This window comes from Kitasatospora sp. NPDC041917, from assembly GCF_055589745.1.
In genome coordinates this window covers 25,381-39,356 of the sequence record NZ_JBVJBI010000060.1, presented here as the reverse complement: position 1 = coordinate 39,356, position 13,976 = coordinate 25,381, and the positions used below count along the sequence as shown (strand labels likewise).

General features: G+C 70.3%; 12 protein-coding genes and 1 pseudogene. 5 read left to right on the top strand and 8 right to left on the bottom strand.

Features of this window, described 5'->3' with window-relative positions; genetic code table 11:
- The first annotated feature begins 610 nt into the window (after window positions 1-610).
- Together ACZ6EM_RS37650 and ACZ6EM_RS37645 are read left to right on the top strand one after the other, a co-directional pair.
- Window positions 611-1,849: an eCIS core domain-containing protein gene (locus ACZ6EM_RS37650; RefSeq protein ID WP_465774405.1), complete on the top strand. Its 1,239-nt coding sequence runs from the start codon at window positions 611-613 to the stop codon at window positions 1,847-1,849.
- 481 nt (window positions 1,850-2,330) lie between these two features.
- Window positions 2,331-2,933 (top strand): annotated as a pseudogene (locus ACZ6EM_RS37645) (hypothetical protein); the annotation flags it as partial.
- A gap of 51 nt (window positions 2,934-2,984) precedes the next feature.
- Here ACZ6EM_RS37645 and ACZ6EM_RS37640 read toward each other — a convergent pair.
- From ACZ6EM_RS37640 to ACZ6EM_RS37605, 8 genes are all read right to left on the bottom strand, one after another.
- Window positions 2,985-3,227, bottom strand: coding sequence for a hypothetical protein (locus ACZ6EM_RS37640; RefSeq protein WP_465774404.1), 243 nt, complete (start codon window positions 3,225-3,227; stop codon window positions 2,985-2,987).
- A gap of 901 nt (window positions 3,228-4,128) precedes the next feature.
- Entirely contained in the window at window positions 4,129-4,593 is a 465-nt protein-coding gene (locus ACZ6EM_RS37635) for an NUDIX hydrolase (RefSeq protein ID WP_465774403.1), read from the bottom strand.
- Between the two features lie 7 nt (window positions 4,594-4,600).
- A complete protein-coding gene (locus ACZ6EM_RS37630) occupies window positions 4,601-5,227 on the bottom strand; it encodes a dTMP kinase (RefSeq protein WP_465774402.1) in 627 nt (208 codons plus the stop codon).
- Window positions 5,224-6,744 (bottom strand): B12-binding domain-containing radical SAM protein, encoded by a 1,521-nt coding sequence (locus ACZ6EM_RS37625; protein WP_465774401.1) that lies wholly within the window; start codon window positions 6,742-6,744, stop codon window positions 5,224-5,226. Before ACZ6EM_RS37625 ends, ACZ6EM_RS37630 begins: the two co-directional genes overlap by 4 nt.
- Window positions 6,698-7,621 carry a DNA glycosylase family protein gene (locus ACZ6EM_RS37620; RefSeq protein ID WP_465774400.1) on the bottom strand — a complete coding sequence of 308 codons (924 nt, stop codon included), beginning with the start codon at window positions 7,619-7,621 and terminating at the stop codon, window positions 6,698-6,700. The genes ACZ6EM_RS37625 and ACZ6EM_RS37620 overlap by 47 nt, the downstream gene beginning before the upstream one ends.
- A 135-nt stretch (window positions 7,622-7,756) precedes the next feature.
- Window positions 7,757-8,638, bottom strand: coding sequence for a hypothetical protein (locus ACZ6EM_RS37615; RefSeq protein WP_465774399.1), 882 nt, complete (start codon window positions 8,636-8,638; stop codon window positions 7,757-7,759).
- Window positions 8,639-9,218: 580 nt separating this feature from the next.
- Complete coding sequence (locus ACZ6EM_RS37610; protein WP_465774398.1) at window positions 9,219-10,169, bottom strand: hypothetical protein; 951 nt, start codon at window positions 10,167-10,169, stop codon at window positions 9,219-9,221.
- Entirely contained in the window at window positions 10,166-10,837 is a 672-nt protein-coding gene (locus ACZ6EM_RS37605; protein ID WP_465774397.1) for an ATP-binding protein, read from the bottom strand. Before ACZ6EM_RS37605 ends, ACZ6EM_RS37610 begins: the two co-directional genes overlap by 4 nt.
- Window positions 10,838-11,089: 252 nt before the next feature.
- Here ACZ6EM_RS37605 and ACZ6EM_RS37600 point away from each other — a divergent pair, with 252 nt between their 5' ends.
- The 3 genes from ACZ6EM_RS37600 to ACZ6EM_RS37590 are packed head-to-tail and all read left to right on the top strand — an operon-like array spanning window position 11,090 to window position 13,674.
- Window positions 11,090-12,487: a hypothetical protein gene (locus tag ACZ6EM_RS37600; RefSeq protein ID WP_465774396.1), complete on the top strand. Its 1,398-nt coding sequence runs from the start codon at window positions 11,090-11,092 to the stop codon at window positions 12,485-12,487.
- A 33-nt stretch (window positions 12,488-12,520) separates the two neighbouring features.
- Entirely contained in the window at window positions 12,521-13,423 is a 903-nt protein-coding gene (locus ACZ6EM_RS37595) for a phosphotransferase family protein (protein WP_465774395.1), read from the top strand.
- 59 nt (window positions 13,424-13,482) lie between these two features.
- Complete coding sequence (locus ACZ6EM_RS37590; protein ID WP_465774394.1) at window positions 13,483-13,674, top strand: hypothetical protein; 192 nt, start codon at window positions 13,483-13,485, stop codon at window positions 13,672-13,674.
- The last annotated feature ends 302 nt before the right edge of the window (window positions 13,675-13,976 follow it).

The window sequence follows — 13,976 nt, the reverse complement described above, 5'->3', positions numbered from 1 at the left end:
TCGGAAAGCCGTGTGCGGGAGAACTGCATGCACGGTTTGAAGCGGCGGGGACTGGAAATGGAGCGACAGCCACCGCGCCAGTCCCCGACCCTACTCAGGCTACCGATCGGCTTGCGCCGAAGCTCGCGCACGGTCGCGATCAGCCGGGGTTTCGCCGCCCGACGCGGCCGACCAGCGGTCACACTCAAGCTCCTCAAGGGAACGGTCACGTTCACGAGTTGAGTCACCGACCGATCGGCTCATGGCAGATCTCAAACGCGGTCTCAATCGGCCAAAGGAAGCGTTCGAGGGGCCCTTTCGGGCAATATATTTTCCCTCCAACGATGCGCTATGTCGAGTTAGCCATGCAAGACTCGCGATACAGTAAAGGGACACAGTTTTGCGGTCAGGGACCGCTGTATCAGCAAGGCGGGCTCGTTCTACGGGATATTCTCCCGGGCCTGCCTCAAAGCCGGTGGCCGAGCGGGACCTGCTCCGACTCGCCTGACGAGTGTGTTGAGGAGTTACTATGAGTGCCGTTTCAACTCACATACAGCCGGCTCGCCGGCGTGCGCTCTCGCCGACTGGAGCGTCTGTCGGGGCACACGCGCGGCCCTCTGAGGTGGCGCGGGTGCGGACGTTGCAGCGCGCCATGGGAAACAGCGGGATGCGTGCCGCGTTGGCCGAGGATGTGGAGCCGGGGGCGGGTGCGGCGGTCCGGGCGGTGCTCCGCATGCCGGGCAGTCCGCTGCCGCCGCGATTCATGCGCGAGATGGAGGGCCGCCTGGGCGCAAACTTCTCCGATGTGCGTGTCCACACTGGGCCTGCTGCCACAGCCTCGGTACGGGATGTTCACGCCCACGCCTACACCAGCGGTCACCATATCGCGCTGGACGAGCACAGCAACGATCCCACCCGGACTCAAGCTGGCCGCAACCTCCTCCAAGAAGAACTCGTTCACGTCCTCCAGCAGCGCTACGGTCCCGTCCCCGGCGTCCCCACATCCGAAGGCCTGACTGTCAGCCACCCCAACGACCCCTTCGAGCAGGCCGCCCACACCCGTATCACAAACCCAGCCACCCACCAAACGTCATCAACCCCCACTCCCACACAAAACATCACCATCCAACGCGGCAAGTTCACCGGCCAAACCCCTAACGCGTGGCCGGTTCGTGGTAAGAGCGGCAAAATTATCGGCACCAGCCAACACTCTAGAGAGGAGTTTGAGGAGCACCGTGGACCAGCTTGGGCAACGCTCGACCTTGAACCCGGGCCCGGGCGGTTCGAGCTCGCGACTGGAAAGGTTGAACCGCTCGGCCGTCGGAGAACCTTTGTCCCAACGGGAAGCTTTCCCTGGGTTGACCCGGAGCAGAAGATCTTCTTGGTGACCGGGCACGGCCAGCCAGATCATTTCAGAGTCCAGTTTGGGGTTGAAGGATTCGGTCTTGGGGGTCCTCCCATGGAAATTAATGGGATGCAGCTCGCGACACTCCTTCAGACTTCCGATGCAGCCTACGCGGCATTCGCAACCGAAAACCTCAACGGGGCAATCCTGCTAGCCTCTTGCTACACAGGCCAAGATCCCGAGGGGCCCGCCCAGCAACTGGCCAATACTCTCCGGCGACGAGTCTACGCACCCAAGGAAGAGGGATGGGCCGGCATTAAACTTGGCACCTACGGATCTACGGATTGGCGCGTATGTGAGCCGCAAGGCGAAAGTGGCCGCCTCCCCAGGCAGCCATCACAATACCTGAACGTAGAAAATCCGCGCGAAATGCCAGACTTGAGCAAGGTGCAGTGGGGAGAGGAAGAAGAACTTGTGAGGGCAAAAGAGGAAATGAGGAAGATTGCCAACGAAATCCCCATGTAACGCGTGCAGTCTCAAATAAATTGCAACATCGCCAACGCTGTGACCTGTGGTGTTGCAGATCGACTGAGACGGTGATTTCGGAGTTGATTACGGCTGGTGTGCCGATCCGGCTCATATCTGCGCAGGTCATGGTGTGTGTTCGTGATGTTGCAAGTTGATTGAGACGTGTCGCAGGTCTGTTGAGAATCCCTCGGGGCTTGTTTGTCTCGTTCATGTCATTGCTCGGGTTAGGGCGGAGGGCACCACGATGCTGGTCGGGAGGGCGTGGAGCACTGCAATGGTGTGGGGCAGCCGCGGTTGACTGTGTGCCTGTGCCTGTGCCGCGGCGGTGGCGTGGAGGAGGCAGCCTGCGGTGTTGACCTGAGGGGTGGTGAGCGGGATTGGCTCAGCCGTCCTCGGTGCCGGGTTCGTCGGTGGGGTGGGGTGTCGAGGTAGGCGGCGGCCTCTTTGAGTCGGTCACGGGTGATGGTCTCGTCGCCTTCGAGGATGGCGGGCTGTGCGGCCATCCCGACGAGCGGGACGCATCGCCCTGGCCGTGGACGTTTCCAACTGGCTTCGCCCCGACGCCCCGACCAGCGACGAGCGCTTGTTCTGCCACGTCTACGGCCGCGGCCGAAGCGCGGACCAGTTCGTCCCCGGTTAGCCGCACTCCTTCGTCGCGGCCCTGGAGTCCGGGCGCACGTCCTGGGTAGGGCTGCTGGACGCGGTCCGGCTGGGACCGGCCGACGACGCGACCGCTATCACCGCGGCACAACTGCGCGAGGTGGTCGACCGCACCTGGCTGATCATCGTCGCGCACACCCAGCTCCGCCTCGCCCGGCCCCTCACCGAGGATCTGCGTCGCCCGCGGGAGAGGCCCGCGCCGCCGAACAGGCTCACGCCCGCCCGGGTCCGACGCGGGTTCCGCAACATCCGCGCGAACGCGCCCTGCCCGGCAGCCGTGCCACAACCGACACACCCAGGCCCCGGCCGCCCACCCGGCGCGCGGAACCGCAGGCCGGCGCCCCGCTATGACGTCGGGAAGACCGTCAAACGCGAACCCACGCCCGAAGCCCACCTCGCCAAAATCGCAGCGGCAGCTTAAAAATCAAGCTCAGGCAGTGAAGAAGCCGGCCTCCTCATCAACGCGCTCCTGCTACTTCCCGCCCTGACCGCGCAGCTCTTCGAGAAGCGCCGCTTGCCCGGAGACCAGCGTCTGCAGCATCCGAGTCTGGTCCTCCAACGCCTGTCCCTGTGCACGGAGGATGCGGCTGTGCTCCGCCTGTCCGGTAACGAGGACACCCACGGCTTCGGCGAGCTTCGTCAGTGTCTGGCCGTGCTCGGACGGGTCCCCGGCTAGTTGAGCCCGCACGTCGTTCGTCTCACTCGCGTCTTCCATTGTTCAGGTCCCTCCCTGCTCGGCTGCGGGTCCCTTTTTTAGCCTAGGCTGAGTCCGGCCTCCCTGCTGACCCCTTCTGCAATAGGGCCTGCCAGCGCCCAGGGGTCTGACGAGCCACTCTGTCGGGCCACCGAGACGTTCTTTCCCGGATCAAGGTGACCTGGTCATACGGCACAACACGATGGAATCGCTTACTGGACACCAATCCGACACAGAACTGTTGGCTCTGTCCCGCGATCGGTGGGTCATGCGTTGGAAGCCGGCACTGCAGGCTCTCGACATCGCCTTCGGCGGCCGACTCTCTGTCGGCCGCCGATAACTCACACCACACGAGTTACACCGTTGGCTGTGGCTGGACAGGCCCAAACGGCGCCCTCGTAACGATGGGAGCCGAATATCGGATCGTTCTTGCCTCCCGGACGGGGAAAGTCGTGCGACAGCCTTGAGGAGCACCCGTACTCCGGGCAGAAGAGGAGCGCCGCAACACCTGACGCTGACTCCGAGCGCTGTTCCTGTACCTGTTCTTGAGAGCGGGGCACCTGAACCACCAAGGTGTCTCGGGGCCGCTCCGCAGGTGGGCACTGGGAGATCGATGAACCGGCTCCGGAGTCCGTGAAGGCTCGAAGAGTCGGCGGTCCGGCGGTTGCGGGAGGCGGGTGTGCCCGCGGCCGTCCGGTGTACCTGGTGCGACCGGACGGTGCCCGGGGACGGGACGCCGCTCGGTCCGGGGCCCTGTGCGTTCCGCTTCTGGCCGAGCGCCCATTGCCCGGCGAATTCCCTCACCAGCTGTGACTGCGGGTTCTGCGGCACCTTCGGGCCCGTCCGCCTCACCCTCTGAACGCCCTGGCGCGCCTGGGGGCGGCACCGGGGCTGGAGGGTGAGCACGGGTGGGCCGGGGCCGTCAGGCGGCCGGCCAGCCGTGGTGGGTCAGGCCGCCGGGGTCGGTGAGGGCGCCGTGGATGCCGGCGGCGGGGTAGGGGATCAGGTCGTCGGGCAGGCCGTCCTCGGTGAACCAGCGCAGGTCCAGGCACTTGTCGGGTTCGCGGTTGACCGGCTCGCCCTCCCACGCGGTGGCGAGGTAGAACAGCCCGAGGCGCAGGGTCGCCGGGTCCTGGTGGTGCAGGACGGTGTGGGCGAGGTGGAGCCGGGCCGGGTCGGTGGTGATCCCGGTCTCCTCCTCCAGTTCGCGGGCGGCGCCGTGGGCCGGCTTCTCGCCGGGGTCGAGTTTGCCGCTGGGGGCGTGCCACTGGCCGTAGCCGTAGGGGCCGCCGCGCTGGGAGAGCAGGATCTTGCCGTCCGGGGTGCGCAGGACGACGTGGACGTCCACGACGGGAAGCGGGGTGGGACTCGTGTCGCTGGTGCTCATGTTCTCTCTAACTCCCGTACGGGATTTTGGTGTTGGTCGTCCGGGGCGGGACCGCCTCCAGGATGGCCTGTGCGGTCTGTTCGGGGGTCAGGTGGGTGGTGTCCACGGTGTGGAGCCGATAGCCGAGCCGTTCGAGCACGGGGACGGCTTCCTGGTAGAGCCGCATTTCACGGGCGGTGGCGGCGGCGTCGAGTTCGAAGCGGTGCCGGGTGCCGCGGTGGGCGAGGCGGCGCTGCACGGTGTCGGGGTCGGCGGTGAGGAGGACCGCGAGGTCGGGGACGTCCGCGCCCTCGTTGACGGTGAGCAGGAAGTCGGTGTCGACGCCGTCGGCGCGCTGGAGGACGAGGGTGGAGGGCAGGTAGCGGTCCAGCAGCACGGTGGTGCCGGCGGCGCGGCGGGGGCGGACGTCGGTGTCGAGCTGGTGGAGGCGGTCGGCGGCGACGGCCAGGGCGAGGGCGCGGCCGCGCATCGTCGCGGCGCTCGCGCGCACGGCCTGTCCGTAGGGGGTGGCGGAGGGGCCGGTGGCGGTGTGGACGGTGTGTCCGGCCGCCCGCAGGGCGCGGGCGGTGGCGGCGACGGCGGTGGACTTGCCCAGGCCGCTGGGCCCGTCCACGGTGAGCAGCAGGCCGGTCACGCGTCGACCTCCCGGCGGGCCGCGGCCGCGGCGGCGGTGTTGCGGTGGTGCTGTTCGCGGGAGATGTCGGCGAGCCAGTCGTACAGCCGGGTGAGGGGGACGTGGCCGAACTGCTGGCCGGTGGCGAAGTTGAACTCGTCGCGGCCGCGCATCGCCTCGTCGGCGCCGTGCCCGGTGAGGTCGACGTCCCGATAGGTCTGCAGGGCCTCGGGGCCCCAGCCCTGCCGGACGAGGTCGGCGAAGACGGGCGAGCCGGGGTAGGGGCGGAAGGTGAACGCGGAGGCGCGGAAGGTGCCGGGCAGGCGGTCGGACAGGGCCCAGAGTGCGCGGATGTGGGCGAGGGTGGCGAGGGCGTCGTCCCTGGTCTCGCCGGGGTAGCCGAGGATGAAGTACCCCTTCACGCCGATGCCCTTCTCCAGCAGCCGGCGGGCGACGGTGAGGGTCATGGCGGGGGTGATCCGCTTGTCCATCGCCTCCAGGACCCGGGCGGAGCCGGATTCGATGCCCAGCGCGACCTCGCGCAGTCCGTTGGTGCGCAGCCGCTCCAGCACGGTGTCGCTCTCGCGGTCGAGGACGTTGATGCGGCCGGTGGCGTCCCACACGTACCTCTCGCCGACGCGCTCGGCGGCGAAGGCGTCCAGGGCGGGGTGGATGACGCGGCGGGCGCCGAGGAAGAGGTCGTCCACCGCGCGGAAGGCCGTGCAGCCGAAGTCGGCGTCGAGCCGGTGCATCTCGGCGATGACGTCCTCGGGGGCGCGGGTGCGGATGCTGACCTCGGGGTTCATGGAGGCGGCGGCGCCGCAGAACCCGCACTCGTAGGGGCAGCCGCGCGAGCACACCAGGTTGGCCTCGATGCGGCCGTCGGCGGCCCGGTACGGGTCCTGGGTGAGGAAGCGGCGGTCGACGGCGAGGGCGTTGATGTCCGGGGCGAGCCAGCGGGCGGTGTCGCCGCGTCGCGGGATGCCGCAGGCGGTGGTGGAGAGCAGGCGGTCGCGCCACATCACCTTCGGCAGTTCGCGGCGCCGGTGGACGTCCCCGAGCAGGGCGGTGACCCGGGTCTCGCCCTCGCCGATCACCAGGGCCTCCAGGCGGGCGAAGCGCGGGTCGGCCAGGACGCGCTGCGGGTCGGCCTTGGCGTGGTGGCCGCCGGTCATCAGTGCGATCGCCGGGTCCAGGGCGGCGGCGATCCGCGCCGTCAGCTCGTACGTCGGGGCGAGGAGGTTGAACGCAGCCCAGCGCGGCCGCAGCGCGTTGACGGCGTCGGCGGTGTGCCGGATGCCGAGTCCGTGGGCCTCGGCGTCCAGGATCCCGACGTTGAAGCCGTGCGCGGCGGCGTGGGTGGCGATGTAGCCCATGCCGAGGACCGGCAGCGTGTAGTCGTTGACGCGCGGGCGCAGGCCGTAGTCGCGCAGCGGGGCGTTGACGAACAGGCAGTCGAGGGCGCGGTCCGGGTCGGCTCCGGCGACCAGGTCATGGGTGGTGCGGGTCTGTTCCTCCGAGCTGATCGGTGCGGGCATGAGCCCCCCAGGTGAGTGTCGACAGGGTGAGGGTGTGCAGGTGGCGCGGTTCGTCGCCGGCCAGGTGCTGCCAGTGCGCGCCGAACAGGGCCTCGGTCTTCTTCGGCTTGTCGGCGGCGGGCCAGGGATGGTCGGGAGCGATCCGGGCGGCCCAGGTGCGGACCGCGAGGTCGGCGTGCGGGTACACGGAGAAGTCGCCGGTGAAGTCGGCGGCGGCCGCAGCCGCCGTCCAGGGCCCGATCCGCGGCACGCCGACGAGCTCGGCGGCCAGGGCCGGGGCGTCCAGCTGCTCCCAGTGGGTGCGGTGCTCCAGGTAGGCGCCGGCGGCCGCGCGCAGAGCGGTGCGGTGGAACGTCGTTCCGACGGCGGCGAACTGCTCGTCGGTCAGGGTGAGGACGGTCTCGGGCGTCGGCGCGGTGTGCAAGGTGCGGTCGGGAGCGGGGCCGCGGCCGTTGCCGGAGGCGGGGTCGTTGTCGGGACCGTTGCCGGGGCCGTTGCCGGGGGCGGGCAGCTCGGTGCCGTGGGCCGCGCACCAGCCGCGGTAGAGGCGCCGGGCCTGGTCGGCGCGGACGACCTGGCGTAGGACCGCGGTGGTGATCGCGTCCCACAGCCACGGGTTGGCCACCCGCACGCTCGGCCCGAGACCGCGCAGGCCGGCGAGGAGGGCGGCCGGGACGGTGCCGGGCAGCGACGTCGGGTCGGTGGTGACGAGGGTGGGCTTGGTGTCCTCCGTGCCGTCCACACAGGTCAGGTCGAGGCCGTCGGGGGTGAGGGTGGCCACCCAGCGGCCGTCGGCGGTGCGCAGGGGACGCTGCCGGTGGCCGGTGGCGGTGTTCTCCAGCCAGGCCGGGTGATCGGTCGTCAGGACGGTGTGCACGGGGAGCTCCTTGCCTCGGGTGCCGCAACGGGTCGCCCCAGCTTGCCAACTCCGGGCGGCCGCCGGGGCCGGTTCGGCCGGGATCCCGCCGGTGCCGCAGCGCCGGAGTGCCGGGGCTGGGGGACCGGGGGCTGGTCAGCGGCGTGCGGGCGGGAGGTCGATCACGCCGGCGGCGGCGAGGCTCCCGTAGAGCGCGTGGTGCTCGGCGTCGGTCATCCGGCGCGAGTGCACCGGTGCCCCGCCGTCGACGGGCGCGGGCCAGGCGGAGACCGGCGGGATCAGGTCGGCGGCGCTGTAGGGACCGCGCAGCATGAGGGTGGTGGTGCCGGGCAGCATGACGGCCCGGTGCACGAGTGCGGGCGCGAGGGTGCAGGCGCTGCCGGGGAGTTCGGTGGTGGTGACGGCCGGGCGCAGGTCGCGGGAGGTGAACGGGCCGTCGGCGCGGTCATCGGTACGGCCGTCGGCGCGGTCATCGGTACGGCCGTCGGTTTGGCCGTCGGTGCGCAGGAAGACGGTGTGGAGGTAGCCGCCGGTCAGGACCCGGGCGATGAACGGGTAGGCGTGGTTCTGCGGGAGCAGTTGGTTGCCGGGGCGGGGGTTGGTGTTGAGGCGGATCTCGTACCCGAGGTCGTCCGCCGCGGACAGGACGAGCCGGTCCAGCAGCAGGGTGGTGCGGGAGGCCTCGTACCGTTCGGGGGCGAGGACGGTGGTGGTGACCAGGTAGGACAGGCGGGCGCGGTCGGCGGCGCGCAGGTCGGGGATGTCCTCCAGCCGGGTTTCGGCGGTCCGGGCCGTACCGGCCGGGCGGGGTTCGGTGAGGCGCTCATGGGCGTCGACGGCGGCGGCCCGGTACGCGTCCGGGGTCAGCGGCGCGCTGCCCGGGACCGGGGTGGGGGCCGGGGTGGGGCCGGCGCATGGGACGCGATGAGCTGCGCGCTGTCCGGGGAGCCCGTGAGCCGGGTCGTGGCACCGGCGTGGAGGAGGCAGGTCTGCCCGGGGGCCAGGGAGCGCAGGCACTGCGGCCGGTCGTGGTCGATGTCGCCCGTTGCGCAGATCGGGCAGGTGGCGTCCAGGACGGCGGGCACCACGCCGTGCAGGCGGTAGACCGCAGCCGGGGTGCCGCGGGTACGCATCCGGTGCCGGATCGCCTCCAGGTGGCTGCCGACGCGGCCGGGCGAGACGGTCCTCATCACGGCGATCTGCTGATTGGTGTATCCGTCGGCCAGGAGCTGGAGCGTGGGCACGGCAGTCTCGGGCAGCGGCGTCGTCAGTACGGCACGGGGCGGGAGGAGGAGCCTCATCCGGCAGGCCGTGTCCACCATCTGCGTCCAGGTCCGTGCCCGCAGCCGTCGCTTCAGCGAGTTCAGGTGCTCGCGCACCGCCTCGGCCGTCGTCCCCGCCGTTGTCCCGGTGGCGTCCTGACCTTCGGGCACGGCGTTGACGGCGGCCGCGATCTCGATCGCGTTCAGGTCGGTGACCAGGTGGCTCAGCGCCAGGGCCTCGGGCCCGGTGATCTCCTCGGTGATGTGGTGGCCGCACCGCAGGACCCGGGGCTCGTGGACCTTCGGCAGCGGGCGGGCGTCCGTGCGGGAGGCCTTCATCGCGGCCCCCAGTTCCACGGGGCGGGGTGCGCGCCGCGCAGGCACGCGAGGCGGTGGGCGGCCTGCCGACGGGCGCCGGCGTCGAGCCGGGCGCTGCGCACCGTGTCCATCACCGCGGTGAGGACGACGACGTCGCGTACGACCTGGTAGCCGGACCAGGCACCGATGTAGGGGTGGTCCACGGCCTGGTCCTCGCGTTCGTAGGAGAGGTAGGTGTCGGCGTAGGTCCGGTGGTCCTCGCGGGGGCCGGTGAGCAGTTCGGAGCGCCAGCGGGCGGCGACGAGGTCCCACTCCCTGTGGCCGCGCGTCAGCGGGCGGCGCAGTAGGAGCCCGACGTGGGTGCCGTCGTCGTGGACCGGGACCATGCCAGGGGTGCCGAGAACGACGGCGTCCGGTGTCGGCCAGTCGAGGTAGTCCCACTCCTCGCGCAGCCGGGCCGTGTGCTCGCGCAGGAAGCGGCGGGCGGTCTCGTCCAGCGGGGCGTCGTCCAGGCCGTCCAGCAGGCCGGCGAACGGGTCGTGCTCGCGTAGCCAGGGCGCGGACGCGGGGTCGAGGCGGTGGGTGAGGGCGGTCGCCCACGCGGACAGGGACGTGTCGGTGCTCGGTTTCCCGGGGTCCGGCCAGAAGGTGACGGCCCGGCCCTCGGTGCCCGCGCGGACGTCCCTGTACCAGGGGGCCGTGACGGCGACCCGGTGGTCCCGGAGGAACTGTGCGCCCTTGATCAGGGCCCAGGCCTCGTCCGGGTCCGGGTGCACGATGGCGAGCGCGTGCGAGGCGGGCAGCGACCACAGGTGGTTCGGGCTGTCGCTGACCAGCTCGGCCCGCCCGGCGTCGTCGGCGGTGGCCACGCAGGCCTGCGTCAGCGCCTCGAAGGAGGCGGCGACGTCCAGTCTGCGGGCCGGGGTGGTGGTCTTGAGCAGCGTTCTGGTGCGCGGTCCGACGCTCACGGCGCAGTCCTCGGGTACGGAGTGGACGGATGGACGGGAGAAGCAGGACGGCCCGCCCCTTGGGCGACCGGCACCGCGGTGGTGCGTTCCCTGGGCCGTTGAGGCCGGGTCGGCCTCGGCGCGATCCCGGGTACCTGCCCGGAAACAACCTTCACGCGACGCTCCGGGGATCGCGTGACGGCTTTCGGCTGCACTTCCACCTCAGTGGCGGTGGCCTGGCCGAAGGTCCCCGGTTCCACGTCGAGCTCGAACCAGACGGACCAGCCGGTGGGCCGCCCCTGAAGGTCGAGCCGCTGGTGCCATCCGATGTCGTCCGCGTAGCCGCCGGCGACCATCAGCCCGCGACCACAGGTCGCGTCAAGGTCGTCGATGCTGCTGTTCATCGCCGCTTCAACCACGCTCGGGTCCGTTACGGTGATCCGCAGACGGCTGCGCTCCCGGTCGAAGCCGACCTCGATCGACAGCTCGGCTTCGTGGCCAGGGCCTTGACCAGCGGCATGCTTGATCGCATTGTCGATGAATTCCGACGAGCACACGCGAAGCGCATACGCCCGGGATTCGTCGAGGACGAGGCCGGCTCTCGCGACCTCCTCGGACAGCAGGTTGCGCATCGCACCGAGGGACGCGGTTGTGACCGTGGCGCTGAACTCCAGGACGCGGTGGTGCATGACTGTTCCTCCGGGCTGAACGTGGAGAGATGGTCCCGGGCTGTTGGCGGGGTGGTGAGCGGTGGTCATCCCGTGTCCACAGACACTCGCTGGGCCAGGGCCGGGCGGCAAGCAGAAGAAGTTGCTGCTACGGGCCGAAGTCACTGGTTCGACGGCATTGATGCGGCGAACCGGCAATGAGTTGCTGCTTTTGACTCTTGGTCAGTAAGGCCGGGCAGTTAGGCTGCCATTCGGCGACCGGGGAGGTGAGACGTGAGCCACAAGCCGTCCTGCGCAGCGAGTACCAGGGCCAGCGCCATGGTGAACGGCTGGACAATCGACATGACGGTGGCTGCGATCGTCGAGTGTTGCGGCGTCACGCACCTCCGCGCTCACCGCCTCGCCCGGGGGTGGACGCGGGCCTGTGCCGTCAGTGAACTGATCGTCCTGTGTGATGAACTGGCGCTCGACCGTCCGAATCTGGACGCCGAGCAGCTGGGATCGTGGGAGCGGAACACTCGGATGCCACGGGCTCGGACCATCGACCTGCTGTGTCGCCTCTACCGGACCGATGCACAAGGGTTGGGGTTTGCCGGCGGTTACCGGGCGGACACGTCCTCGCTCGTGGCCGTGTTCACGCGGCCTGCCACACCTGGCTTTCCGGTGACCGGACGTGCGGCTGTCCCCGCGTTGTCGGACGGGGGCGACCCGCTCGATGTCGTGGCCCACACCCACCGGCGCGCCATCGAGCGCACGCTGGCCAGCACGACGCTCACCACCGGGGAGCTGGAGTCCCTGGACGGGAAGCTCCTCACGCTGCGACGGGACTACGTGTCCGACCCCCCGAGGATGATGCTGGCACGGTTGCTGGCGACCCTGGAGGAGGTCCGGCAGTACTCCGAGGAGCGGCAGCCGGCGCTCGTCCAGGTGCGTCTGTCCGAGATGCTCGCCGTGCTGTCCACCCTGACTGCGGACGCCCTGATGAAGCTGGGGCGAAAAGAACAGGCCCGGGACTGGTACGGGACGGCGAAGTCGGCAGCCGACGACAGTGGCAACCGCGAACTGCGCACACGGGTGCGGGTGCAGGCGGCGATGCTCCCGTTCTACTACGGGCCGCTGGCCGAGGCGGCGGCCCTTGCCCACGAGGCTGTGCTCCTCAACCGGGGACGGCCGTCTGCGACAGGAGCGTTCGCCGCCGCTGCGGAGGCTCGGGTCAGGGCCCGCCAAGGAGACGAGGACGGCGCCCGCGCGGCGATCGCACAAGCCCGCGGGCTGTTCGAGCGCAGCCGACAGCCAGCCCCGGAGGACGATGCCTGGGCGTTTCCCTACCGGCGGCTCCAGCTCTACCTGTCGGGAGCCTTCACCGCGCTCGGCGACACGGTGCAGGCCGGCCGGGCCCAGGAGGAGGCGCTGCGGCTCTACCCCGACCACACCGGTATCGACCCTGCTCTGCTGCGCTTGGAGCAGGCCATGTGCCTGGTTCGGCAGCGGAGCGTATCCGAGGCCTGCCAGTTGGCCCGGGACACCTACCTGGCGGTGCCCGGCAACCACCGCACGCAGATCCTCGGCGCCCGCGCGGCGGACATCATCAAGATAACGCCGAAGGAAGCGAGGCCTCGTGCGGCCCGAGAACTCGGCGAACTCTTGGCGCTTCCGACCGACGGGACGTGACAGATGCCTCCCCTGCCCGTCAGCCTGGCAGGTATGAGTGCTCCGGTTGTCCGGATCGGCGGGTTCACCGAATCCGAGGTCGTCACAGTCCTCAACGTCGCCTGCGGCCAGGTCGGGCTCGATCCGAGCGATGCCGTGATGCTGCGCGGCCACACCAACGCCGTCTACACGATGCCGGCCGCCGGGGTGGTCGCCAAGATCGCGAGGGCGGGCACGCCCTTGGAGAGCGTCCGCCGTACCGTCCGGCTCGTTCGATGGCTCACCAGCAGGAACTTCCCCACCGTCGAACTGCTGCCGATGGAGCAGCCGGTCGTGGTCCGCGGACACGCCGTGACGTTCTGGCACCACCTGCCCCAGCCCGACCATCCCGTCCCGGCAGCGCATCTCGCTGTTCCCCTCCGCACCCTTCATAAGCTTCCACTTCCACCCTTCGATGTCCGTCCCGTCGACACAGCCGCTGCCATCAGGCGGTCGATCGCGGAGACCACCGCATTGCCGCCGAGCGATGTCGACTACCTCGAACGGCGGCTGGCCGAGCTGGAGGACGCGCTTCCCCAGGTCCGCTACGTCCTGCCGCCGGGGTTGTCGCAGGGGGACCCGCAGCACAGGAACGCCCTCCACCACGGCGATGCCGCAGTCCTGTGCGACTGGGACACCGCGTGCTTCGGGCAGCCCGAACTCGACCTCGTCACCGTCGAGATCCACTGCCGCCGCTTCGGATACGGACCGTCCCACTACCAGGAGTTCGCGGACCAGTACGGGTTCGACGTGACCTCGTGGCAGGGCTACCCCGTCCTGTGCGCGCTCCGCGAACTGCGGATGATCACCACGAACGCCAAGCGGGCGCCGGCCGGAAGCTCGACGATCACGGAGGTGCGGCGCCGCATCCAAGGGCTGCGATCCGGCCACGGCGGGCTCGGATGGAACATCCTCTGATCTGAAGTACTCCGGCCTGCTCAACTCGCGCTCCTACACCTGGTCCGGGGATCCAGGAGGTGAGGCCCGCCGTCGTTTCGGGAACCCTGTTCTCCTCGACCGTCCCGGAGCTGCTCCTGGCCTCGGGCAAGACCGACCGGCTCCCGATGCTGGCGGGCTACGGGTCGGGGAACGCGCCCAACCAGCGGATCGAGCAGCTCGTGGCCGAATTGGAGGAGACGCGCTCGTCCGCCCTCTCCTCGCCACAGTGACCACGCCCTCCACTCGAACACCACCCGCCGCCGCCGTCGTCCGCCGGATCGCCCGCTGCGAGACCATCCCGCTGCGCCTTGGCCGCCGTCCTCGGCGCGGCCCAGGCCGTGGCCGGGCCGCAGTGGTCGGGACTCGGTTGTTCGCGACGCCGACCTTCCACGGCCTCTGCGCCGCTCGCGTCCGGCCGCCCGCCCGCCGCCCGCCCGCCGCCTGGTCGCCGGCTGCCCCGCGCACTGCCCTCTGGCCACCGGTCGCAGACCCGGCGCCCCGGGGAACCACCGTGCTCGGCTGCCACGGCGCG